Source organism: Rhizobium indicum (assembly GCF_005862305.2).
In the GTDB taxonomy this organism is placed as follows: Bacteria; Pseudomonadota; Alphaproteobacteria; order Rhizobiales; family Rhizobiaceae; genus Rhizobium; species Rhizobium indicum.
Window position 1 is genome coordinate 769,558 of the sequence record NZ_CP054022.1, and the last position, 24,114, is coordinate 793,671.

15 protein-coding genes and 1 pseudogene are annotated in these 24,114 nt (G+C 59.0%); 7 read left to right on the forward strand and 9 right to left on the reverse strand.

Features of this window, described 5'->3' with window-relative positions:
* Positions 1 to 59: 59 nt before the first annotated feature.
* Positions 60 to 8,060 (reverse strand): peroxidase family protein, encoded by an 8,001-nt coding sequence (locus FFM53_RS27930; protein WP_138388575.1) that lies wholly within the window; start codon positions 8,058 to 8,060, stop codon positions 60 to 62.
* A 212-nt stretch (positions 8,061 to 8,272) separates the two neighbouring features.
* Here FFM53_RS27930 and FFM53_RS27935 point away from each other — a divergent pair, with 212 nt between their 5' ends.
* A complete protein-coding gene (locus tag FFM53_RS27935; protein ID WP_138388574.1) occupies positions 8,273 to 9,775 on the forward strand; it encodes a sensor histidine kinase in 1,503 nt (500 codons plus the stop codon).
* Here FFM53_RS27935 and FFM53_RS27940 read toward each other — a convergent pair.
* Complete coding sequence (locus FFM53_RS27940) at positions 9,772 to 10,431, reverse strand: response regulator (RefSeq protein ID WP_138388573.1); 660 nt, start codon at positions 10,429 to 10,431, stop codon at positions 9,772 to 9,774. The genes FFM53_RS27935 and FFM53_RS27940 overlap by 4 nt on opposite strands.
* Before the next feature lie 651 nt (positions 10,432 to 11,082).
* Here FFM53_RS27940 and FFM53_RS27945 point away from each other — a divergent pair.
* The 4 genes from FFM53_RS27945 (at position 11,083) to FFM53_RS27960 (ending at position 14,414) form a co-directional block, all read left to right on the forward strand.
* Positions 11,083 to 12,150, forward strand: a complete 1,068-nt coding sequence (locus FFM53_RS27945) for an AI-2E family transporter (protein ID WP_138388572.1) — start codon at positions 11,083 to 11,085, stop codon at positions 12,148 to 12,150.
* Positions 12,151 to 12,293: 143 nt separating this feature from the next.
* A complete protein-coding gene (locus FFM53_RS27950) occupies positions 12,294 to 12,455 on the forward strand; it encodes a hypothetical protein (RefSeq protein WP_171600334.1) in 162 nt (53 codons plus the stop codon).
* Positions 12,456 to 12,886: 431 nt separating this feature from the next.
* Positions 12,887 to 13,813 (forward strand): manganese catalase family protein, encoded by a 927-nt coding sequence (locus FFM53_RS27955; protein WP_138334879.1) that lies wholly within the window; start codon positions 12,887 to 12,889, stop codon positions 13,811 to 13,813.
* 373 nt (positions 13,814 to 14,186) lie between these two features.
* Complete coding sequence (locus FFM53_RS27960) at positions 14,187 to 14,414, forward strand: hypothetical protein (protein WP_138334880.1); 228 nt, start codon at positions 14,187 to 14,189, stop codon at positions 14,412 to 14,414.
* A gap of 56 nt (positions 14,415 to 14,470) precedes the next feature.
* Here the strand turns inward: FFM53_RS27960 and FFM53_RS27965 are convergent, their stop codons facing one another.
* Both FFM53_RS27965 and FFM53_RS36540 read right to left on the reverse strand, forming a co-directional pair.
* Complete coding sequence (locus FFM53_RS27965) at positions 14,471 to 15,478, reverse strand: sensor histidine kinase (RefSeq protein ID WP_138334881.1); 1,008 nt, start codon at positions 15,476 to 15,478, stop codon at positions 14,471 to 14,473.
* Positions 15,479 to 15,508: 30 nt separating this feature from the next.
* Complete coding sequence (locus FFM53_RS36540) at positions 15,509 to 15,841, reverse strand: hypothetical protein (protein ID WP_246413316.1); 333 nt, start codon at positions 15,839 to 15,841, stop codon at positions 15,509 to 15,511.
* Positions 15,842 to 16,564: 723 nt separating this feature from the next.
* Between FFM53_RS36540 and FFM53_RS27975 the strand changes: the two genes are divergently transcribed.
* Positions 16,565 to 16,741 carry a hypothetical protein gene (locus FFM53_RS27975; RefSeq protein ID WP_018071841.1) on the forward strand — a complete coding sequence of 59 codons (177 nt, stop codon included), beginning with the start codon at positions 16,565 to 16,567 and terminating at the stop codon, positions 16,739 to 16,741.
* A gap of 35 nt (positions 16,742 to 16,776) precedes the next feature.
* Positions 16,777 to 17,829, forward strand: coding sequence for a ribosome small subunit-dependent GTPase A (rsgA, locus tag FFM53_RS27980; protein WP_138391249.1), 1,053 nt, complete (start codon positions 16,777 to 16,779; stop codon positions 17,827 to 17,829).
* A gap of 251 nt (positions 17,830 to 18,080) precedes the next feature.
* Here rsgA and FFM53_RS27985 read toward each other — a convergent pair whose 3' ends face one another.
* From FFM53_RS27985 to FFM53_RS28005, 5 genes and pseudogenes are all read right to left on the reverse strand, one after another.
* Entirely contained in the window at positions 18,081 to 18,467 is a 387-nt protein-coding gene (locus FFM53_RS27985; RefSeq protein ID WP_138391242.1) for a response regulator, read from the reverse strand.
* Positions 18,468 to 18,634: 167 nt separating this feature from the next.
* Positions 18,635 to 19,659 (reverse strand): annotated as a pseudogene (locus FFM53_RS27990) (adenylate/guanylate cyclase domain-containing protein); the annotation flags it as partial.
* 227 nt (positions 19,660 to 19,886) lie between these two features.
* A complete protein-coding gene (locus FFM53_RS27995; protein WP_138391241.1) occupies positions 19,887 to 20,957 on the reverse strand; it encodes a lipocalin-like domain-containing protein in 1,071 nt (356 codons plus the stop codon).
* Positions 20,947 to 23,349: an FtsX-like permease family protein gene (locus FFM53_RS28000; protein ID WP_138391240.1), complete on the reverse strand. Its 2,403-nt coding sequence runs from the start codon at positions 23,347 to 23,349 to the stop codon at positions 20,947 to 20,949. Before FFM53_RS28000 ends, FFM53_RS27995 begins: the two co-directional genes overlap by 11 nt.
* Positions 23,346 to 24,005 carry an ABC transporter ATP-binding protein gene (locus tag FFM53_RS28005; protein ID WP_138391239.1) on the reverse strand — a complete coding sequence of 220 codons (660 nt, stop codon included), beginning with the start codon at positions 24,003 to 24,005 and terminating at the stop codon, positions 23,346 to 23,348. The genes FFM53_RS28000 and FFM53_RS28005 overlap by 4 nt, the downstream gene beginning before the upstream one ends.
* Positions 24,006 to 24,114: the final 109 nt, after the last annotated feature.

The window sequence follows — 24,114 nt, forward strand, 5'->3', positions numbered from 1 at the left end:
TCTTGCTGATGTTGGCGCATGCAGCGCTCCGGCAAAGCCGGAACGCTGCATCTCACGGATTACAGGTTGAAATCCGAAGTGGTGAGGTTGTGGTTCCCCTTTATGTTCAGGCGGAGTTCGGCACTGCTGTCGCCGTCGACGCTTCCCTGCACGACCGTATAGTCGCCGTCGGCACGGGTCTCGTGCGTGACGATCAGTTGCGCAGGGCCACTGAGTGTCGAGGCGGCTACCAAGGTGAAGGCCTGGTTTCCGGAGAGAGCATTGTTGGCGTCAGTGCCACTGAGGTCGATCTTGTCTCCGGGCTGGAAGCCTATGATCGTATCGCCGTCGGCGTCCGCTTCGGAACGGAACAGGAACTTGTCATTTCCTGCCCCGCCGTCGATGATGTTGACGGAAGCGTTGGCAGTGATCGTATCGCTTCCGGAGCCCGTCACGACATTCTCGATGTTCCAGAGCGTATCGTTACCCGACTGACTGCTCGATGCATTTCCTCTGCCCATGAAGCCGCTGCCGAGGTCGACCGTCAGGTTGGCGGTGATCGCCGCCAGATCCAGCGTGTCGCTGCCGGCATCGCCATAGTAGACGTCATCGCCGTCGCCGGTTTCGGCGACGAACATGTCGTTGCCGTCGCCGCCATGGGCGGTGTCGTTGCCGGCACCGGTCTGGATCATGTCGTCGCCGGCATCGCCGAAGACGCGGTCAGATCCAGCGTCGCCATAGAGCATGTCATTGCCGGCGCCGCCCAGCAGGTCGTCGTTTCCGGCGCCGCCGAAGACCATGTCGTTGCCGGCCTCCCCACTGAGGAGATCGTCACCGTCATCGCCGCGCATGATGTCGCTGCCGGCACCGCCGGTTGCCACGTCATTGCCGCCGAATGCGACGATCATTTCTCCGCTTGCGGTGCCGAGAAGAACATCGGCTGCGGCAGTACCGGCAATCGGGGCTCCCGTTGTTGCTTCGGGAGTCGGCGGTGTCGGCGGTGCTGGCGGCGGCGTATCGGTTTCGTCATCGCCATTGCCGTTGAATTGCGGCAGGCCGCCCTGGCTGGTGAAGCGAATACTATGCTGGTTGCCTGTCATCGTTGTCACGCCGTTCTGGTCAGTCGTGACCTCGTAGTCATCGGCAGTCGCGCCTGCGGGCAGTTCGATGACGTCCTGCGGCCGCAAGGTGCCGACAATCGTGTCGTTGCCGCCGTTCGAGCGGAATACGATGCGATGCGCCGAGGTCAGAGCCGAAATGTCGATCGTATCGTCACCGGCGTCACCGTCGATGGTGATGGTGTTCAGCCGCAGACTTGTCCCGCCAAAATCCCCGATCACCTGGAACGTGTCGCCGCCGGACGTGCCAGCTCCGGACGGCTCGGCCCCGTTGATGCGGATCTCCTCGATCTCGCGCAACTCGGCAATGACGGAGGTGGCGAAATCGGTATTGGCTCCCCGCGTCACGACGATCTCGGTTGCGGCATTGAGGCTTGCACCATTATTGCCGGCCAGAGCGTCCCATGCAGCGCGGGTGTAGATGCGGTAGGTCTCCGCGACTGCGCCATTGCCTGTGATCACGAAGGTGTCACCGGCCTGGCCCTCCGTGCCGCCATTGACGACATCGCGACCATCGGAATTGGCCAGTGACGCCGCCGCCGCGTTGTTGGCGTTCCAGTTGAAGGTGTCGTCACCGGCATCGCCGTTCAGCGTGTCGTTGCCTGTCCCGCCGTTGACAATGTCGTTGCCGGCTCCGGCATTGACCGTGTCGTTGCCACCGAGGGCGTTGATCGTGTCGGCACCGCCGGTGCCGTTATGCGTCTGTCCGGCTGCAGCGCCAGTGATCACATTGCCGGCAGTGGCGAGCGTGAAGTCGGAGATATCGATGCCGGCATTATTGACACCGTTGATCTGGATCGTGCCCTGGATGGTCGAGGCCGGTCCATTCTCGCGGATGGTGATGATCGTGTTGGCGCCGCTGGCCGTTTCGAACACCCGGTTGTTGAAGTTCGCCGCCGTTACTCCCAGTCCGCTAAGGTCGATGCGATCCTGGGTCGCCGGCGTTCCACCGGTGGCGTCGAAGCTGCTGATGCTGTCAGCCCCGAAGCCGGTCGCACTGTAGATGATGGTGTTGACACCACCGCCCACATCGATGGTGTCATTGCCGGCACCGCCGATGATCGTGTCGTTGTCGTCGCCGCCATTCAGCGTGTCGTTGCCTTCGCCGCCGTCGAGCAGATCATTGCCGTCATCGCCATTGAGCGTATCGTTGTTGCCTCCGCCGAAGAGCTGGTTGGCGGCGCCGTTGCCGTTGATCGTATTGGCGAGCGTGTTGCCGCGACCGGTGACCGCCGCGCCATTGAGATTGAGGTTCTCCACCTCGGCGCCAAGCGTGTAGTCGATGCTGGCATCGACCCGGTCCGTGCCGCCTGCCGCCAGTTCCGTCACCACGTCGCCTGCATCGTCGACGGCGTAGATGTCATCGCCGATACCACCCACCATGGTGTCGGCACCAAGGCCGCCGTTCAGCGTGTCGTTACCGCCAAGGCCTGTTAGAGTATCAGCGAGATCGCCGCCGGTGATGACGTTATTGCCGTCATTGCCAGTACCAACGAACTGGTCGGCATCGACACCCGTATAGGTCAGGTTCTCGACATTGGCGAAGGCCGCCAGCGTGTAGAGTGCCGCGGTCGTCTCGACCGTGTCGGTTCCGCCACCCGTGGCCTCGACGATCAGATCTTCGCCGGTGTCGTCGATATAGGTGTCGTTTCCGGCGCCGCCGACCAACGTGTCGATATCGTCGCCGCCGTCGAGTGTGTCGCTGCCGATACCGCCAACGAGCAGATCCTCACCGAGGCCGCCATTGAGCGTATCGTTGCCGTCATGGCCGAAGAGCAGGTCGAAGCCGGTATTGCCGGTCAGCGTATCGCTACCCGTCGTGCCTGCCAGCGCCGTATTGATGCCGACTGCGGCAGTCCGCTCACCGGTATCATCCGTGCTCAGTGCATAGTCGCCGGTCAGAGCGTAGCCTTCGAATGTACTGCCATTGAAGTTGATGAACTCTACAGCCTCGCCGACTGTGTCGAAGTGATCAGTGACGGTGGCTTGCTGGCCGTTGAACTGGACCACGAGATCGTCGTTGCCGCCGCCGGTCGTCACTTCGAACATGTTGAGCCCGTCGAGGGCGGCCGGCAGCGCCGGTGGCACGGTTCCTCCGACCGTGATGCGGTCGCTGCCGCTAGTTTCGTTGATGATATCGAACCCGTCGCCGAGATTGATGACATAAGTATCGTTACCGGCACCGCCGTTCAGTATCTCGGCAGCACTGGAGAAAGCGATCGACAAGTCGTCGATACCGACAAAATCGCCGTTGTTGTTCGTGCCGGCCACCACAAAGCGGATCGCCGAATTGGCGCCGAACGGCCCGTTCAAGGGAATGTTGACCCTCGATCCGTTGCCGGAATTCCCGTCTATGGTCTGGATCGTCTGATTGAAGTTGACCCCGTCGGCGGCGAACTGCACCGTGACCGTCTCTCCTCCATCAAAGCCGTTCTCATTGAAGGTATAGCTGACGGTGGCGGTCGACGCCCCCGACAGATTTACCGTTCGCGTGATCGTCGCCGTGCCGTTGCCTGGATCGTTGTCGTCATCGCGCAGGCGCAGCTGATTGGTGCCGTCGTCGATACGGATCTGGCCTGCCGAAGCGCTGTTTGTGCCGCTATTGTCGCCCGTCTCGACCCAGGACGACGTCCATGGTGTTGCGCCACTCGTTCCATTCTGCGCCGTGTTGTTGAAATTATCGGCGTAGCTGCCTGAAGAGCTGGCCGTGCTGGGGCCACCGACGAGGATGTCGTTGCCGTCGCCACCGTTCAGGGTGTCGTTACCACCCAGGCCAAGCATCAGATCATCGCCAGCGGTGCCGTTGAGAACATCATTGGCTTCCGTACCGACGATCAGGCCGACAGCTCCATCGGTAAACTGGAGCCGCTCCACATTGCGCAGTCGGTCGGAGCCGTCGAGGTTGATCTCGGTGACGTCGGTGACGGTGACTTGTCCATCGGCGGTTGCGCCGAACGTATAATCGGCGCGGGCGCCCTGGAAGGCGGCAGTGTCGATATCGCCGCCCGTCGTATCGGTCCGGATGGTCCGAACGATCGCAAGTTGACCGGGATTGATCGTCCCGTTGAACATGCGAGCCGCCAATGCCGTCATGCTGTTGACCAGTTCGCTTGGTGTGCCGGTATGATTGACGTCCTCAAGCGCGAAGACGCCGATCTGCACATCGAGCCATTTGTCGCCGTCAATGATGTCGTCGCCGGCAAGGCCTTTCATGACGTCGCTGCCATCACCGCCGAGGATGATGTCACCGGCAGAAAATGAGGTCACTCCGGCGCCGAGCAATGCCTGAAGGCCATTGATGAGGGCGATGCCGTCGGCGTCGAGCGCGCTGCCGGCATAACCTTCTGTACCGCCTTGTGGTGCCGGCAGGCGATCAGCCGCCAGAGCTTCCGAGCCGGTGAGCACGTCGTTGAACCGGGTACCGGACAGGCCTTCAATCGACTCGTACTCGTCGAGAGCGGCGTTTTCTGGCAGGATCGGGGCCTCGTCGAAGATGATCGGTATCGAGATATTGGCGTTCACTCCGAGGACATTGTCCTTGTAGGTCGCCCAGTCGAAGCCCGACATACCGACCATTTTGCCGCGACCAGCGCTTCCGACCATGATGTCGTCGCCGCCTTCGCCGATGAACTCGTCAAACCCGCCATCGCCGAGGAACACGTCGTGCCCGTCAATCAGGTCGTGAGAAAAGATTTCATCGAAATTGTCACCGGGGGCACCGTCGAAGGTGCCGGTCTCAATCCAGTCATTTCCCTCGTTACCAAGGATTCGTTCGGCGTTTCGGTTGCCGTAGATGAAGTCGTTGCCTGTGCCTGCGAAGACCTCCGAGCCCATATCCGTGCCCAGGAAGATGAAGTCCTGACCGTCGTTGCCCATGACCAGGTCGAGACCTGGGCCGGCGTGAACCACGTCGTTGCCGGCGCCGAGCTTGAAATTATCGTCACCACCGCTGTCGGTCACGATGTCGTCGCCGTCGCCGGCATTGATGATATCGTTGCCAAAACCACCTTCGAGCCTGTCGTTGCCGGCATCGCCGAAGAGCGTGTCGTCGCCAATGCCGGCAACGAGAATGTCGGCATTATCAGTACCGCCGAGGACAATGTGATCGCCGCCGGTATAGCGGAGATAATTGCCGTCTGGACCGACGGTGACCGGATTATTACGGATCACCAACGGTGTCAGGATGCCGCTTCCCGTCGGATCGCTGCTCTCGAGCACGCCGTCACCGTCGAGGTCATTGAATTGTCGCGTTTGATCGACTTCCAGGATTAGGCCCGGGGTCGAGAACACATCGGATGGTAGATGCGTCGCGTCGGTGTTGCGCATGATCATCGCGGCAAAGGAGTTGTTCTCCATTTCGCCGAACAGGTGCAAACCGTCGAGGCGCTGTAGATAATAGAAGCGGTCGCCGCTCTGGAGCTTCTCCATCTGTATCTCGAAGACAAAGTTGAAGGTGGAGCCCAGCATGCCGCCGAAAGGCATGATCGCTTCGGCCAGACCGCCGATCCAGAGATCGATATCTTCCAGCCCGCCGAGTGAACCGCCCGCATAAGCACCGGTTGCATTGAGGAAGTCGACCGCGTCGGCCGGGACCACGAACCCAGCCATCGTCGCGAATTTGCCTGTGGCAATACCCGTGATCAGTGTCAGCGCTGCGTCGCGTTTCCCCTCGATCGTCGTTTCTCCGGTGATCAGAGAATGCGTCCCATAGGCTGCAATGAAGTTGATGATCGAGGCTTCGTGCTTGAGGTGGCCGGCGAAATCGACCCAGCTCTCGTAAGGCTTGAGCAGGGAATCTTCGTTGGTGGCGAGGTAGAACTGCCGACGGGCCTCGTTGAGAGAGGGCACGCCTGTGTCGCGGCCACGCGCCAGGTTTATGGTCGCAAGATCGAGCGGCAGTCCGAGAAGGTTGTTACGGAGTGCGCTGGTGATAAATTCATCAATCTCGTTGCCGACCTGCCGGGTCATGCCGCGGATGATGGCACCGGCCGAGATATTGGCATCGACGGTCGCGCCGGTCCCGTTGTTTTCGAACTGAAGCGGGTTCAGGAAGCCTTCGATCAGACCGATGTCATTTTCGCTGAAGCTCGGATCGTACCGATCGATCGTCTCGGTCAGCATCGAGTGGCCGAAGCGATAAACCACATGGGCGAACTCGGCGACGATCGAGGGATCGATCGTGACGTCATACCCGTCCGGAACGAGGAAAACGTTGATATTCGGCTGGATCTTGCGGGCGAATTCTTCGAACACCAGATGCTGATACTGCATTTCGGTACCGAACTTGGCTGCCTGGAAGAGCCGTTCGCCATTCCACTCGAGATCTTGAACGCCGTCGGCGATGTTTGCGCCGGGGACCAGCCATTGCTGAATAAAGGCGTTGTCGCCTGTCGCCAGCACCACCGCTTTTGTGTGCTCCATGAGCCGGTTGTGCTCGGAATGGAACACATGGTGGACGGCGGTCAGGCCGATATTCTCGTTGGCACGACCGTCGCCAGCGATATAGTGCGCGTCGAGCAATTCGTTGTCGTAGACGCCGGGTTCGTTGCCCGGATTTTCAAGGCCAATCTCGATGTCACCGTCGGCAAGTCCGGTCGGAACCGCGTTGTGAGCGATGTCGGCGAGGAAGGCATGGCCGGTCAGGATAGCATTGGCAGGAACCAAAACGCCGAGACCGCCATTGGCGGACGGATCGCCCTCGATAAGGCCGCTTGCCGTCACCATTTGCGGAAAGCCGTTCGGGCCGCGAAGGAAGTTGCCGTAAGCATCGGTGGCAAGAAGCGGAACGTTGCCGACATTGGCATCGACGAGCTGGATGCCCAGAATGTCGGCGGCCTGGGCCTTGAGATCCGCCCAGGTTGCCATGCCGCCATTGCCGCCCTCTATAAGCTTGCCCGTCGCTACGGGATCGCCGGCGGCATTGAGTACATATTCCCGCAGGAAAACCTGATGAGATGGGTGTGAGGTATAGGTCTGGTTCTGGTCGACGAAGGCGGTGGTTGTATTGACGGGACGATCGGTGTCATCGCCCGTTCCCACGACACCGTCCGGACCTGGTCCTGCCAATGTCGCGCGGGTGAGGACCATGAAATTGGTATTTCCGCCTTCAACGTAGAGCGGATCATCCGGCAGCAGCGGAATGAATACGGTACCATTGCCGCCCTTGTTGACGAGATCGAGACCATGATCAAAGAACTGGCCAAACAGCGTGAACCAGGAATTGAACGGTGCCGACAGCCCCTCGTCGGGCGCGGTATTGGTAATGACAACGTTGGGACCATCCAGTTCGATGCCAGCGGCCACAAGAAGTGCCATGAGCTCGTCATCGACGGCATCCAGTGCTGTTTCGGCAGCCGCGAGGACTGCCGCGGCGGCGGCGGCGGCCTCCTGCAGCGGAACGTTGGCCGGGCTTGCCGAGGCTGCGGCCGATGCTGCCGCATAACCGCGCTGGGCGTCCGACACGGCTTTGAATTCGTCCACGAGCGGGGCGTAGGCCGCAGAAATCTGCGCGGTGACCGTCATCTGGTCTGGCCCGGCAACAATGCCTGCCCTTTGCAAGGCAGTCAGGATGGCAGACGGGTTGCCGAGGGTTTGGTCGACGAGGAGGTTCGAAATTGTCCGGACTGTTGGGTCGAACACATCACTGGGGCCAGCGGTTCCCGGCCCGTCATTGTCGACACCGGGCGTATAGCTCACCGGCACAAGCGGCCCACCCGGGCCAGCAGGCACCATGATAGTGCGGAAATCCGTGCCCAACCCTTCGGGGAATTCGTTGTCGGAAGCGCCCCATTCCGGGTGGTAGAGATTGTTGTAGGTGCCATCGACCGTACGTAGGCCCCAAGCCAGGTTGTAGGTGGGGATAAGACCGCCCTGGCCGAACAGCGGCTCGCCTGCGGCGTGCCGTTCCGCAATCTTGATCTGCGCCAAGATGAAATCGAGATCCGATCGAATATAGGTAACCATTTGTACTCTCCCCTTTGGTTGCACGGGAACCGCTATCGTTCCGGCAATGCTTCTTCCCAACCCTGCGCTTGCAGGCATCGTTTGTTTTGCGAGAGATTTTCTACTCGGGCGCCCAAGGTATGAACGGCCAATAGGAAAATCTTCAGCATTCTCTGCGATGATTGATCTTGTCGCGCCGAGAGGCCACGGGATAGTTCCAAAGGTCCGGCGACATGCATGGACTTTCGTCTGCAGGAGGACGGGACCTTGGGCCCGGAAAAAATGTGACTTACGTCCCATTCAGGAAGAGGTCTGGCGGCGAAAACGTCGAGATCGTCGCCTTCTGGCAACGCCTTGAACTAACCACGCAATTTTTGATAGTTGCCGGCCTAGTCGTCTGCGGTTCAATGGCAATCCTTGGCGAATGGCTGAACGTGCAGATCGCCGCCAATCAGCTCAGAAGCCGGGCCGAATCCGGAGCCCTTTATATGGAGGGCTTTCTTGCGCGGCACGTTGAGGGATCCGAAAACGACCCGCAGGTCTCCGAAGCGCGTCGAAACGAACTGGACGATCTGCTAATCGGCACCGATCTCGCACGGCGAGTCGAGAGCTTCAGGATCTGGCGCCATGACGGGCTGGTGATCTACAGCACCGACAAATCTCTCATTGGAAAGACCTTTCCATCGAGTGAGATCGAACGGGCTTTCGCGGGACAGGTTGTTGCACAACTTGAAAATGGCCATAACGACGGCGATGCTGACAGTTCCTCCGCCGATAGACCGCTCGTCGAAATCTACGCGCCCATCTATCGGTCCGGTACTCGCGACATTATCGCAGTCGGAGAGCTTTACGAGGATGCAGCCGAGTTCGCCGCCCAAAGTGACCGAGTTCAGCGTCACACATGGGCGCTCGTCGGCGCAACAACCCTTGCTATCATGGCTCTGCTTTTCCTCATCGTCCGGCGCGCGAGCAATATTATCGCCAGTCAAAGAACGACGCTAAAGGTGCAACTGACACAGGCCCAGGCGCTGGCCCGGCAAAATACCGAGCTTCGCAAGGCAGCCGACAAAGCGCGCATGGATGCGACGAAATCGAACGAGCAGCTCTTGAACCGCATCGGTTCCGACCTGCACGATGGTCCTGTTCAACTTCTCAGTTTGTTGATTCTCAGATTGGGGGGTTCCGCCAGCACGGCCGGCACGTCGAGGACTGCCTTCGATTGCGCGTCCGATGTGAAGGAATCCGACCTTGCGCCGTCGCATATCGCAAGCCAGGTCCTGACTGAGTTGCGTGAGCTTTCGACAGGGCTGGTCATGCCGGAGACCGAACATCTGGCCTTAGAGGCGGCCTTGCGTATGGCGGTTGAACAGCACGAGTATGCGACCGGATCAAAGGTCACGTCGACATATGACGGGCTGCCCGAGCGTGTCGCACATCCGTTGAAGATCTGTCTATATCGAATAGTTCAAGAGGGGCTCAACAACGCTTTCCGTCACGGTGCAGGTCGTAACCAGCGTGTGTCCGCTTCAGCCGATCTGTCGGCCATAACGGTCGTCATTTGCGATGACGGTCCAGGTTTTGCGAGCGGCAGCTCTAATGGACGCCGCAGACCGCTCGGCCTTCAGGGCATTCGCAACCGGGTTGAAGCGTTCGGCGGCCGAGTCGACATCCTCCAACAGATCGGACTCGGAACGGAACTTCGGATCGTGGTGCCGCTGGAGGGCAATGGCATCTAGTGGCGCAGAGCCGGGTCCCTGCTCCCCTCGAGCTTTTGAGCGGCAATCAGCACTTCCAGGCGGTTTCGCGCGTTCAACTTTTGCATCAGGATCGTCATATAGTTCTTTACCGTCTTCTCGCCAATTTGCAGATCCGTCGCAATCTGGCGGTTTGTGAATCCGCGCAGAAGCATCCTGATGATTTGGCCCTCCCGTATGCTAAGCTTCACTTCCCCGCCGGCCATTTTTCGGAGCGAGGCTATTTTAAGCTCCTCAATGACTTTGCAGGCAAACGCCGGGGTGATGAACATATCGCCGCGATGGACGGTTGCTATAGCCTGGATGAGTTCCTGAGCGCTGCTTCCTTTGAGGACATATCCGCTTGCGCCCGCGTTAAGGGCGCGCACGGCGTAATCGCTCCCTGTCATCGCTGTAAAAACAAGAATTTTGGTCCGAATCTTTTCGACGAGTTTCGTGATAGTGTCGAAAATATTTCCAGGCATCATCAAATCAACAATAAAAACATTCGGCTTCAGTTTTAATCCTATATCTAAGGCTTCTTCTGCGGTTGAACCAGTCGCGGCGACGATAAATGGAGACTGTTTGTTGAGGATGTCAGTCAATCCTGCCAACATCAAGGGGTGGTCGTCAATCAACGCTACAGATACTGAAGTCATATTACGCCCCTACGCAAAATACATGGCGCTAGAAATATTATTAAAACAGTATTATGTCCACGTAGCAGTTTGGATTAGTATTACTAGATTATCTGTACTCGATAAGTCACGCTGTAACCCCTCGACCTGGGGTGATACTAGTTACCCCGCTTGATCAGATGGGGGTGCGGACGTTGGGGGGCCTCACGGGGTAGGGAAGATGACTTTTGCGATTTCGGCAGTAGCACTGGCGGCGATGGTCTTAATCCATCCAACGCGCTGGGCCGCAGCCGGCGCGCTCGTCCTGAACGCAGCGGCGTCGGCGTACGGGTGGTGGGCATTCGTATCCAGTTGACACCGCGCCGCAGCTGGAAGGCGCTTTGCTTTGCATTGTTCTGGTGAGCGCCACCGAGCTTCTGAACCGCGGCACTATCCCATGCGCGGGCTTTCGCTAGTGAGGGTCTCCCAGATGCGAAATCGCGGAGCGCGGCTGGCGGCAAACGCTCGAGCCAGGACCCGTCTTTACCGACGTGCTATCGACGGCTTAGGGGACGTGTACGTCTCCCGTGCGCCAGTCGGGTGGTCCACGTTCCTCGCAGGTCGATTCGCGTTGGCCTTATGCAGTGACGCGGCTATGGTTAGGAGTGGAGACTGACCAGCGAAAAGGCAGACATGTCTATCCAACGTACGAGTTTTTATGTCTTGCTAGCGCTGGTGACGATCGCGTTCATCTGGCTGCTTGTCCCCTATTACGCAGCTGTTTTCTGGGCAGTGATCCTTGCTATCATCTTCTTTCCAGTGAACATGCGACTGGCGCTTTTGCTGGGAGGCCGCCGAGGCATCGCTGCCCTGCTGACGGTGTTGATGTGCATCGGTCTCGTCATCGTGCCGGCATTGATTATCCTCATTTCTCTTATCCAGGAAGGCACCAGTCTTTACCAACGGATAAGCAGCAACGAAATCGACCTCAATGACTATCTGGTCCGGATTCAGAATGCGTTGCCCGGCTTCGTCGACAACTGGCTGAACTCATTGAAACTTGGCGGCTTTGCGGAACTTCGCGCTAACATCTCCTCAGGCGCAGTACAGGCAAGCCGGTCGGTCGCCGGCAGCCTGCTGAGTTTTGGCCAAAACACGCTGCAATTCTTCGTCAGCTTCGGGATCATGCTTTATCTGCTTTTCTTCCTCTTCCGGGATGGGGCTGACCTCGGCCGCGCGATCCGAGATGCAATCCCTCTCAACGACGACTATACCCGGCAGTTTCGCGACAAGTTTTCCGCTGTCGTTCGGGCCACCGTCAAGGGAAATATCATCATTGCGATCATTCAGGGCACGATCGGTGGCGTGACATTTTGGGCTCTGGGAGTCGAGGCCGCCCTGTTGTGGGGCGTCACGATGACTCTCCTGTCGATGCTGCCTGCAATTGGAGCAGCGCTCGTATGGGTTCCAGTCGCCATCTGGCTAGTCCTCATGGGTGCCTGGTTGAAAGCAGCGATCCTGGTTCTCGTCGGCGTATTTGTCATAGGGCTAATCGACAACCTGCTGCGTCCGCCACTGGTGGGCCAGGGGACGCGGCTGCCCGATTATGTGGTGCTGATCTCGACGGTAGGCGGCATCTCCCTGTTCGGCATCAATGGTTTTGTCATCGGCCCCCTGATTGCAGCCCTGTTTATCGCTGCATGGTCGCTTTTTGCCGAACAGCAGAACGCAGAGAAACCAGACACCAAGGATATCGAATAGAAATTTTGTAGTTTTTAACCAACGGAGGCGGCGCCAGGGGCAGCCAGCTTCTCAAAGCGCGTCGTCCGCCCCGCTCAATGGAACAAGGACATACGACCGCTGAGGTCAGCTCAATACCTCCTTTATGATTTGCGGATGCCGACATGCTGGCGATCCGCGATCTGAAGGCGAGCAACATGAACCAGTTTCTCGGGCAGTCACTGTCGATTGTCATCACATCACTCGCCTTGAATACGCAGTTGAGCATGCCGACGGGCGTCGCGCGCTCGAGCTACTCTTCCATGCTGATGATCATCGTTACCTGATCATCTGCCGCGGCGAACTTGCATCCCTGGTCACTCGGGTTCCTCGGGTCACTAAAGATGAGTTCGACCTTTAATTCTCCATCGATCTGGCTATCCCAGGGGAATAGGGACGCTTCGGAATTCGCAAACCGAGGGAAGTCCGTGCGAAGCGCCCGCGGCTTCTGACGCTGCAACCTGTCCAGTCCACCCAATGGTGTCGGCATCCGTCGGATCTCCGACTTGCGAGGCGCCAGGGAATCACAACCTCGGCAAGCGCCTTCACTTCGTTATATGACGGATGCCCTTCGAGGAAAATTCCCTGGTCCCGATCGAACCAAATTGCTTCCCGATCGGGCTAGCAATGGGATGCCTCCTGTGGGGAGGTCGAATTCCGGGAACAACGGCGACCGATAAAGGTTCGCTGATTTCCACCAACCGAAAGGAACTCGATCATGTTCATGCGCGTCGACCAATTGCAGGCAGAACTACCGCCGCCGAAAGCCGCCGACCCGAATGCCGCAGCGGCGTTACAGGAACTGCTTGGCGGAAAGTACGGCGAAATGTCCACGCTTGGAAACTACATGTTTCAGAGCTTCAACTTTCGCTCGAAATCGAAGCTTCGGCCCTTTTATAGCCTAGTTGCCAGCATCACGGCGGAGGAACTCGGCCACGTCGAACTCGTCAGCAACGGCGTCGCCATGCTCAACAATGGGCCAGATATTCCCGATGGCGACGAAGGTGACGGCGGCGATATTTCGGGCGGACCTTTCGAGGCAATGAAGGAGATCCGTCTCGCTGCAAGCTTTCTATCCGGTGGCGGCGGCGCAATGCCGATCAACAGCAACGGGCAGTCTTGGAACAACGACTTCATTACGACCACGGGCAACGTGGTCCTGGATCTGCTCCATAACTTCCATCTCGAATGCGGCGCCCGCCTACACAAGCTGCGCGTCTACGAAACGGTGACCGATCCGACAGGCCGCGCGGTCTGCGGCTATCTGCTCGTTCGTGGCTCCGTTCATGCCCACGCGTACGCGCTGGCATTGAAAAAAATTACCGGCGTGGAGATCGAGAAGTTCCTTCCCTGCCCCAACATCCCGCTTGCGAATATTCCGGAATGCCAGCAATACCTCGACGAAGGCTCGCATCGTCGGCTCTATACCTGGAGCCCGAACGACTACAAGGAGATCGCCGGCATCTGGAGTAATGACGAAGTGGCACTCCCCGGCGACCCTCCCGGCGAACTCGAAGTCGTCGACGGCATGCCTGAAGGCGGCAAGATTCAGCAGCTTGTCGGCGTGCCTTCGGCCTTCACTCCGGACTACGCGCCGGAGGAAATGTTCGAAATCGCCGAGCAGCTTTACAAGAAGTCGCGTTGACCGCTCCGGCGGGCCTTACCGATATATCGGTATAGGCCCGCCAAGCAGTGACACTACGACGCTTGAGATAGCGGGGGAGCATCGTGGGAAATAGCAACACGACAGACGACACGCCCGACGTGAGGCCAAGTATCGAGCACCGATCGAGGAGCCCAGCGCGCGCCGCCTGCGGTCGCTCAGAACTGTAGGCCACCCGCTTGGGCGAGCTTTCGCCCCACGGTCTCTGCTCCGGAGGGTCGGCGGCGAAGACGCGAATTGGAAGCTCGGTGGGTCGACGGGTGATCGTTATCCGCCCAATGGCGATCTAAACAAGCTGAGGCATTCTCATTTCCAGGATTTCTGCTATCGTCCACGGGTTACTGGAGTGGGCTCCATGGTTGCAACGAGTTTGGTTCCCGGCGCGTTTTACTGGGCGAAATCCTCGAAGTACTTCGACGGACGAGCGACGATCGTTCAGGTCTCCACGGTCTTCGGTAAGGATCCTGACTACTGGACGCTGGAGCTCCTGGGAACCGATCAGCACGCCATGCCCACGGAATTCGAGATCATCGCTCCCGCGGAGCTCCCACAAGAGTACCCCCTCCGTCAAGCCGCCGAGTGACCGTTCATCAGGCAAGCGAACGACGGCCGGCAACAGAGGAAGCCCCAATAGGGCGCTCACACCGACAACCGGTTTTCCTTTAATCGAAGTACGACGACCAACCCGCTCGGGGTCCAGTCGTAGCCGATCGAACCGTCGAGCTGACCGGTGACTGCGCGATGGAGAAGTTTGCTGCCATAACCGTCGGCACTTAAGGGAGGTACGACGACGGGTCCGCCCTGCTCGCTCCAGGCGATTTCGACCTCACCTTCCGCCAGAACGCCAGACACGTCCAAGGTCCCCGTTTCCACCGAGAGCGCACCGTATTTGAGGGAGTTGGTGGCCAGTTCATGAATGACGAGTGCAAGGCTCGTCGCCGACGACTCGCCAACGCCCATACGAGGAACTGCGACGCGAATGCGCCCCGCAAACGCGCCTTCGTCGTCGTAGGGTGCGAGTAGAACCGTGAACAAATCTCCAAGAAGGGCGGCATTTCCTTGTCCGCCCTTGAGCGGGCGGACGAGGTCGTGGGCCCGCCCGAGGGCCGCCAGGCGTTGCGTGAGCTGCAGGACCATGTCCTCCTTCGACGTCGTCGACCGGGAGGTGATAGCGGTAAGACCGGAAGCGAGCGCCAACAGATTCTTGACGCGGTGGCTCATTTCGCCGGCCAGCAGTTCGTGCCCTTCTTCCGCTTGTTTGCGACCGGTAACATCCAAAAATATTCCAGACATCATCCGGGCGACGATGCCTGCGTCGTTGCCTTGACCGCGAGCGGAGATCCAACGGACGTCAGAGGCGTCCGTCAATATCCTGAAGTCAATCTCGTATGGGCCGGCTAGCACTCGGGTGGCGACAAAGGCGGATCGTACCCTGTCGCGGTCGGCCGGATGAATCTTCGCCGACAACCGCTCGAATGTCAGCGGGCTCCCTCGCGAGACGTCCCAGAGTTCGTATCCTTTGGCGTCCATCAAGAAGGTACCGTCGTCGACGTTCCAGGTCCAAAGGGCGACGCCTGCGGCCTTGATCGCATTGCGTAGCTGCTCGGGGTTCCAGTCAGGCTCGTCGCCGGTTTCGTGATCGGTCACCAGATCTCTCTGTGTCGGAGGGAACTTTACTCACCGGAGAAGGGTGGTTGCCTTTATATAGTTCTGATGTGTTCGGATTTCCTGAAATTCGGAGTATTTAATTTCCCGCAGCGCCTGTGATTCAGGCCTGCTAAGCTGCCAGCCGCCGAAGCGTGCGAGCGAGATCGTGGACATCGTAAGGTCTGGCCACTTGTTCGACGGTTCCTCGGCCTCCGCACCTGGGCGATCGGGAGTCCGGGCGTAGGCAGTTCGCAAACCGGCGATTTCTTCAATGATCGCGTCGAAGACTTCCTGTTGCTTCGCCCCATCGACGACGAAGGTATCGACGAGCGCCAGACGCAGACTATCTCTCCACTCCGTCATGTCCGACACTCTGTCTTCGGACGGAGCCCCACGTCGAGCAGTGCGACGACTTCAGACTGCTTGAGGCAGCGCCCTCATCTGGTTCGGGATCGGGCTGAGGTTCCTCGCCGGGGATGCGGTCGGGCTCCGGCGGCGGGTTGTCAGGCGGCGGAACAAACGGCGGCGGCACGATGGGTTCGAATGGGACTGACATGGGGTGTTCCTCCTCCGCTACGAAACGCGGGGGCGTTCGCGCAAGTTCCGCCGGACCAGGACCGTTGCACCGACGGCGACCGGAAAGCACAGATGACGATCGAGAAGGTCGGGGCCTCGGGCATGCGTCTTACGACAGTTGATACCGATCCAAAGACTGGCAAGGCAGTGGTCACGTGCCGCATCGATCTTCGCCGGAGCTGATCTAGAGTAAAATCAACCACTGTGCCGCCAGATGAACGTCCAAACAAATTTCAAAGGAGCCCCGCGATGGGGTCAGTTCAACGACCTGAAAGCAATTCGTTAAGCTCAGGGTGGCCTTGTCGCTGATCCGGATCAAGGCCACCGCAACGCAAGGTATTCCGTAGTGGCAGCTTGAGCATTTGGACATGCGGTTAATGATAGAGCGCCTTTGAACGGGATCGAACCGGCGTTGGCTAATCGTGAAGCACCTGATAGGTCATAGACCGCTGTGTATGAGGTCTTGGCACCATGTCAGAGACAACCCTCGGACCGACTGGAGAGCTTTTGATGGGCTGGAAAACACCGAAGATCGAATACGTGAATGGCTATAAGATCGTTGAAGTTGAGGGGCCTAGCTTCAAAGTCTACGATGGCGACCGTCAGCTCGGGGACGATTTCCCCTACCCCGGCGAAGCTGCTGCTTACGCAACCTCGTTGCCAAAACGGGATCATCCACGCAGCTAGGCGAAACGCCGCGGAAGATCATTCAAAAACCCCTTATGGCAGCCTTACTGAAAGTGGAACAAGATTTGACCAGCTCCCAACTTTCTTCACCGCTGGAACTGCTTGGGTGGTCTGAATTCTTCGCGGACCAGGTCCAGCCCAGCGAAGCGGGCTTGATCCCCAGACGCATCGCTTCAGTTCACCGGGCACGCATCGAGGCGATCGATGTCACCGGGCCGGTCGGACTGGAATTTCCAGCCAATACCAGTACTGGTGACTACGCGGTGGGCGACTGGGTTCTTGCCGATCCACTGACTGACATGCTTATCAGACGTCTCGACCGAAAAAGCGTCTTTCAACGACGCCCGGAAGGCGGACGTGGCCAACAACTTGTTGCCGCCAACGTCGACACCCTGTTGATCGTGACCTCGTGCAATGCCGATTTTAATCTTGCTCGGCTGGAACGTTACCTGATCATGGCCAACCAGGCCGGGAGCAATCCGGTGATTGTACTGACGAAGGCCGACACCGCGGAAGATGCCGGCATGTTCCAGGCGCAAGCCGAGGCTTTGCAGCGTGACCTGCCTGTCGTTGCCTTGAATGGGCGCTCCGCGGACGCCGTTTCCCTGTTGAGGCCCTGGTGCGGCGTTGGCCAAACGGTTGCGTTGGTGGGGTCTTCTGGTGTCGGAAAATCAACACTGGTGAACACCATGACTGGGCCAGAATCTGACATAAAGCAAAAGACGGGCACCATCCGCGAATACGACGCGCAGGGCCGACACACCACCACGGCGCGATCCCTGCATGCAATTTCAGGCGGTGGCTGGGTCATCGATACGCCGGGAATAAGAACGCTTTACGTGAGTGATGTTGCCGACGGTATAGACACCCTCTTTGCTGAAATAACTGAACTGGCGCCGCTTTGCCGCTTTCGCGATTGCACCCATGCCCATGAACCGGGATGCGCGGTTCAGGCAGCCGTCGCAAGCGGCGCCCTGCTCGCCGATCGCCTGGAACGCTGGCGGAACCTGCTTGCAGAAAACCGCGACCGAACACCGGTCGTGAGCGGACCCCGCGGCAACAAGATCGTTCGCAAGAAGAAATATTGAAAGTGTTGAACGTTTGCGACGGTGCTGATCGGCGTCAGCCACAATCCGCCACCTGAATTGGCTGGCCTGTGGTGACAGCGTCAGCGCTCAATGAGTGGGATTGCGGTCAAGAAGAAGACCCTGCAAGCGATCGCTCCCGCTTGTGAGGGATATGTCTTTGAACAACCGCGATATGAGGCGCGGTCGCAATCCTTGCCTCTCATCGATGAGGAGGAATGACATCCCGTGGCGAGGAACTCCCTTCAAGACTTTCAGCCGGTTCGCTGCTGGTCTGTCGCGAGGACTTGTTTTGCGTGAGGGCGTTCGGAGACAAGATAAACCAGTTCGCGGTAGTCGTATGGCTTGGGCAAGAAAAAGACGCCGGGATCGATCTCTGAGCGGACATCGCGGCCCGATACGACCCATACGCTCGTCGCGGGTCTCGTGGATGTCACCAACCTCATCAGGTCAAGTCCACTCAAGCCCCCGGGCATGTCGACATCGGTAATCATGCCGTCCAAATGATCGCATCTCCCAAGCGCTGCGACGGCTTCCAAAGCGCTGGCGGCTTCGATGACCGTATGACCCGCATCCACGAGTTCGTCCAACAGGAGAAAGCGGATTAGCGGCTCGTCTTCGACGACGAGGATAACGGCCATGAGTTTCAATTCCCAATGTATGTGATCGCCTAACGCGGCTCGACGCGGGAGTGTTGCCCTCGTTTTAGGATCCGCTTACATGTTTAATAAAATCTGAATTATTGGCTACTGGTTTGGAGCTGCGCATAGGGTGATTTTTGCGTCTGGCAGCTAGCTGCTGTGGTCTCCATGACGAGGTCATAGGCGCGCAGACTGCTGGGCGGCTTGCGCTTCGACAGCTCGATTTCCGCGGTGCGAATGGCTGGATGGATTGCGCCCGCGACCTGCGCCGCGATCCTGTCCTGAAACTCGAAGATGTCCTCAGTCGCGCCCTCATAACGCTCGGACCAAAGCTCGGTCCGCATCTCGGCATCGACCAGTTGCACGGAGATACGCAGCCGATCCCCTCCCCGGCGAACAGTCCCTTCGACCACGTAAGTCACTCCAAGTTCCCTGCCAACGTCACGCACGCGTCGACGAAACGTCCCTTGTAGGTGAACGCGGACTGGCGGGCGATCACAAAGAAATCCCGAACACGGGAGAGGGCGGCGGTGATTTCCTCCACGACGCCGTCCACGAAGTACCCATCGCCCTGACCGCTCAGGTTGTCGAAGGGCATGACCACGATCGACGGCTGGTCCCTGCCAAAGCGGGTCGCAAGTGATGGCCCGGATCCCACGTCAAGCCCCTCAGGCGTCGCTTGCGGCCAGTCGACCCGAAACACAGAAATCGGCCTCGGGATGTTCTTCAAGGCCCGCTCGCCAAGGCTGGTCAGCGTGAACGGCACCTTACCGTCGAGATGTTCGCGTACCGACCCGGATATGCAGATGCCGGATGGGGCGGCCATCTCCTGCAAGCGCGCCGCGATGTTGACGCCATCGCCTGGCAGATCGTTGCCTGACACAACCACATCACCAAGATTGACGCCGATGCGAAATTTCAAGCGCCGATCGATCGGGAGGTCTTTCGAGAGGCTGAACACGCTGCGCTGGATGTCAACCGCGCACCGGACCGCCTGGACAGCACTCGGGAACTGCGGGACAAGGCCGTCACCTGCGCTGCCGAAGATACGGCCACCATGCTCACGCACCAACTCGGCTATCCGACTGTGGCACAAATTAAGTGCACGGACCGTGCTCTCCTCATCCAGCGCCGTAAGGCGGCTGAAGCCGGCAACATCGGTGGAAAGGATGGCTGCAAGCTTTCGATCCACAGCGGTGACCACTCCTGCGGCGAGCAATATCGTTGCGCAAATATGCGCGCGTTCAGCAAGACATTACATAGTGAGAACGGCGGTTTTTGCCACCGAATGCAGGCCGTTTGCAACCACCCCGTAGAGGCCGCCATTGACGTTCAGACTTCTCCGATGCGGCGATGCCCAGCCTAGCCGGCCCTTACCGTTCGACGGAGGAGCTGTTACCTACATATGAGACGTAGCAGCTAATAGCCGGTCATTTCAAGATATCCGACACCTGAGGTGGAGCCTACGAAGTTAATCGGCCCCTCCCAATAAGGAGTAGAGGTCGCCATCCAGGACTGCTCGTTCAGCGGCTTCGTCGTAATATCAAGTGACTTACCCGGCACGCGTATACGCCACTCTACCGGCATCCGGCGCCCATCGACCGTTGCCTCCCGCGTCGGCTCCAGGTGAATGTCGTCTTTCGACAGAGGTGTCGTCTGTCCGTCCGCGGATATCCAATTCGCGGAGATGAACCCGTCCTTGTCATCACGAAGGCGAAAAGCCATCAGCTTATCGCCGGAATTCAGATGCAGTGAGAACCAGTCCCAGCCCGTCTGATTGGACGCAAGCGGCTGCGACGACCACTCCCGATCCAGCCATGCTTTGCCGGTGACCTTAACGGGCGCTCCGAACGTCGTGATCGTTCCCGCCACCTCATAAAAAGGCTGTGAGTAATAGTGGCTCGCCTGTCCGTTCGCCGACTTCACGGAAAATCCGTTGTCTCCCTGAAGAACGAGTGGGCCGTCGGCCTTGAGGTCTAAGTTGTAGCTGAAGTTCGGCCCGCCCGCAGAGACTGAAAGGTTGCCAAGGGCGTCCAAGCCGGATCGCTCGCTTTCCTCCATCCGCCAGTCGTCTATCCAAGCCCGAAAAGGCGTTGCGGCAACGCCCGCCTGCCCGACACCTCCCCGTCCCAAGCGCTCTGCAACATACTGATGGCCTTGAGTGGTGATCGCTGCGTGCCCGATCCAGATCTGCGGATCCGCGAAACCTGCCTTGTCTCCCGGAGCCAGCGCAGAGCGAAAGAGCGTCCACTGCGCTCCATATTGCTTGCCATCCCCATCTTTGAGATTGGCGGTCACATACCACCACTCAATGCGATAATCAGGATGAGCGCCGTGATCGGCGGGGAAAGAAAGAACAGAGCCCCGCGCAGGGATCGCAAAACCTTGCGCATCCGATCCCAATCCGGCGAAGCCTTGCGCAAATGTCTGACCGCTCGCGCAGATCATAGCCGCCGCTATCAGGACAGAGGCCGACTTTCTACCGTTCATTGGCGAAAACCCTCAGCAGGTCCACAGGATTGATGGAGGCCAAACGCCGGACCGGCACCAGCACCGACAGCAATGCAGCGACGAGAGCGATTGTTCCCAGCCAAAGCCAATCCATTGGAAACACCATCAATGGCAGTCGCCAACCAAAGGCCTCCACGTTCACGATCGCAAGCAGGACCCATGCCAGGGCAAGACCGACCGGGATCGCAGCCACAAATGTTGCCAACCAGAGTGCAAGTGTCCGGACAACTTCGTAGAGCGCTAGATCCCGTCGCCGTACACCCATTGCCCACACCGGCGCGAGCTGTGGAAGCCGAATACCAGACAGCGTCAGGAGGCTTGAGAACATCGCAAATCCTGCCACAGCAAGGGTGAAGACCTTCAATGCGCCCGTCACCTTGAATGTCTGATCGAAGATGGCTCTCGATTGCCGCTTAAGCGAAGCCTGGTCAACAATCGCGCTACCCGAAAGGCCAAACTCCTCGACCAACTGACGCTTGAGATCCTGGGCATGCTCGGGAGCAACTCGGACACCGTAGCGAAGTTTCTGGACATCGGGGTAATGATTGACCAGGGTATTGATCCCAACGATCATTTGCCCATTCGGGTTCCCATAGTCCGAGTACACGCCGACCACGGTTGCGCTCCAGCCTCCAGGCATGACCAACGGCTGGCCGATCTTGGCTTCGCCGCGACGCCACATCTGTTCATTGATCAGAGCGCCCTGACCGGCAGCGATCTTATCCCAAACGTCATTGGCTGAAGCGATCAAGGGCCAGTGCTCCCGGTAGGTCGAATCGTCCGCGACACCAAAGATCTGGATCTGTTCGCCAAGCACCTTGCCGTCCACGCTCCAGATGGGCAAGAGCGCTCTCGAGCGTTGCGGAAGCCAAACCCTAAGCCGCGCAGCTTCCGCCTCATCCTTGGCAGTAACGTAAAGCTCGGCGGCCAGGCGTTGATCGAGCCATCCGATGAACGTCAGCCGGAAACTGGATACCATCGTGCCAACGCCGATGTTCGCCGACAATGCCAGGAGCAGCGCCATCAAAGCCAGCGACAGGCCGGGAAGCTGTATGCGGGTGTCGGCCCAGAACCATTCCATGAGGGCGCTCCGTGCCAATTGCTGCGCTTTGGTCAGGATGACGGCAAGAAGTCCAGGCAGCATCAGAACTGTTCCAAGAAGCAGGCAGCCAAGTACCGCAAAACCCGCCGCCAGCCCGGACGCAGTAGTCGCCAGGATAGCCGCCAAGATCAGCAGAATTCCACCCGTTCCGGCTTGAAAGGCAAGCGATCTGGCCGACTCTCTTGCCCACGCTCGCGGCTGGGCGGCGTCCAAAATCGGCAGCTTCCAGACCCGCCACAGGCTCTGAGCTGACGAGACAGCGGTTCCTCCAAGAGCAATCGCCAGTCCAGCCAGCCACCACTCCGGCCGAATGGATAGCGAGCCTGACACATTGGCGCCGTAGAGGCCCCTGAGGGTCGCGGCGACACCCGGCATCAGGAGCCATGCAATGACGTAGCCGAGTATGACGCCGATCAAGCCGGATATCAGCGCCAGCATCGAAAGCTCGATCAGGAGCATAGTGGTCAATGCTCGAAGCGAGATACCAAGCGATCTGAGTGTACGAAAAGTGCCTCGACGCTGTTCGAAGGTCAGGCCCGTGGCCGAATACACGATGAAGAGTCCCACGATGAACGAAAGGAACCCGAAAGCCGTCAAGTTGAGGTGAAAGCTGTCTGTGAGGCGAGCGACGTCTGGTTGATCAGCCGCTTCTCGTATCGTCAGCCCGGGCACAATCCGGTCGAGAGCTTCCGTGGTGATCTTCTGATCGGCTGCGACCACCAGACGGTCGATCTTCCCGTCCTTTTCGAGCAACCTGTCAGCGACCGATATGTCGACGAAAGCGGCGCCGTCGGGAACATTGCCAGCTATCTTGACGGTCATATCCGTGCTGCCGCGTAGACGCTCGGCAGTCGCGCTCGACACGAGCAACTGTCCGCGGGCTGAAAAGAATCCGGTTAGGTCTGAACCGCTGGCGATGGTCTCGGTGTCCGTTGGCATCGTCAGAGGCTCGATGCCGACCAATCTGATCCTGGTGCTTGCGAAACGGTAGCTGCCTTCGATCACGGGCGAAACATTCAAACCCGCTCGACGCAGGCTGCCATAGAGCTCACTAGCTATGCCATCACCGTCCCTGGTGACGATCTGCCGGAGGTTGCCTTGCTCCAGAACCGAAGCCGCCCGGGTATAGTTCGCCCTCGCCTCGGCGTTAATAGCCTGAACGCCAGACCAGAGAGCCGTCGCAAGCGCGATCCCCATGACCAGCGTCAGAAGCTGGAGAGGTCTCCGACGCCAGTGTGACAGCAGGGCTGCGAATGCAACGACGTTCATTCGGCAATCTTCCCACCGCGAAGTACCACCGTTCGGTCCAGACGAGCTGCAAGCCTAGTGGAGTGAGTGACGAGAAGCAGAGCCGATCCCACTGTCCGGGCTAGGCTGAGCATCAGATCGAGGACCGCATCGCCTGTCTGCTCATCCAGGTTGCCCGTTGGCTCGTCCGCAAGGATGAGAGGAGGTCGAGCAGCCAAGGTTCGCCCGATTGCAACGCGCTGCTGTTGCCCTCCGGAAAGCTGCTCGGGATATCGGGCGGTGCACCCCTCCAGCCCCAATTTCTCGATCAACTGCTTTTCCCAAGCGTGGTCGTACCGGTTTGCAAGCTTGGCGTGGAACGAGATGTTGGCTGCGACGCTCAGTGATGGGATGAGGTTAAACTGTTGAAAAACCAGGCCGACCCTCGTTCTCCGGTATCGAGCTCGTTCGTTTTCTGCAAATAGCGCCAGATCGCTGCCATCCATCACGACCGAGCCGCTGTCGGCACGGTCGAGCCCGCCTGCCAGATGCAGCAATGTGCTTTTGCCACTGCCGGACTCTCCGGTTAGCGCAACACTTTCGCCCGCAGCGACTTCCAGATCAACGCCCTTCAGGATTTCGATCGGGCTCTCCGCAGTGGAATAGGACTTTCTAACGCCTGCGAGGGTGAGGATCATGTCGGTCTCTCGAACACGGAGTTTGCGGAATGCAAAGACCTCGAGTGACCTAAGAACTTTCGAGAGGGATCGCAAGATCCGTGCGACAGCGCAAAACCGGAGATTACTT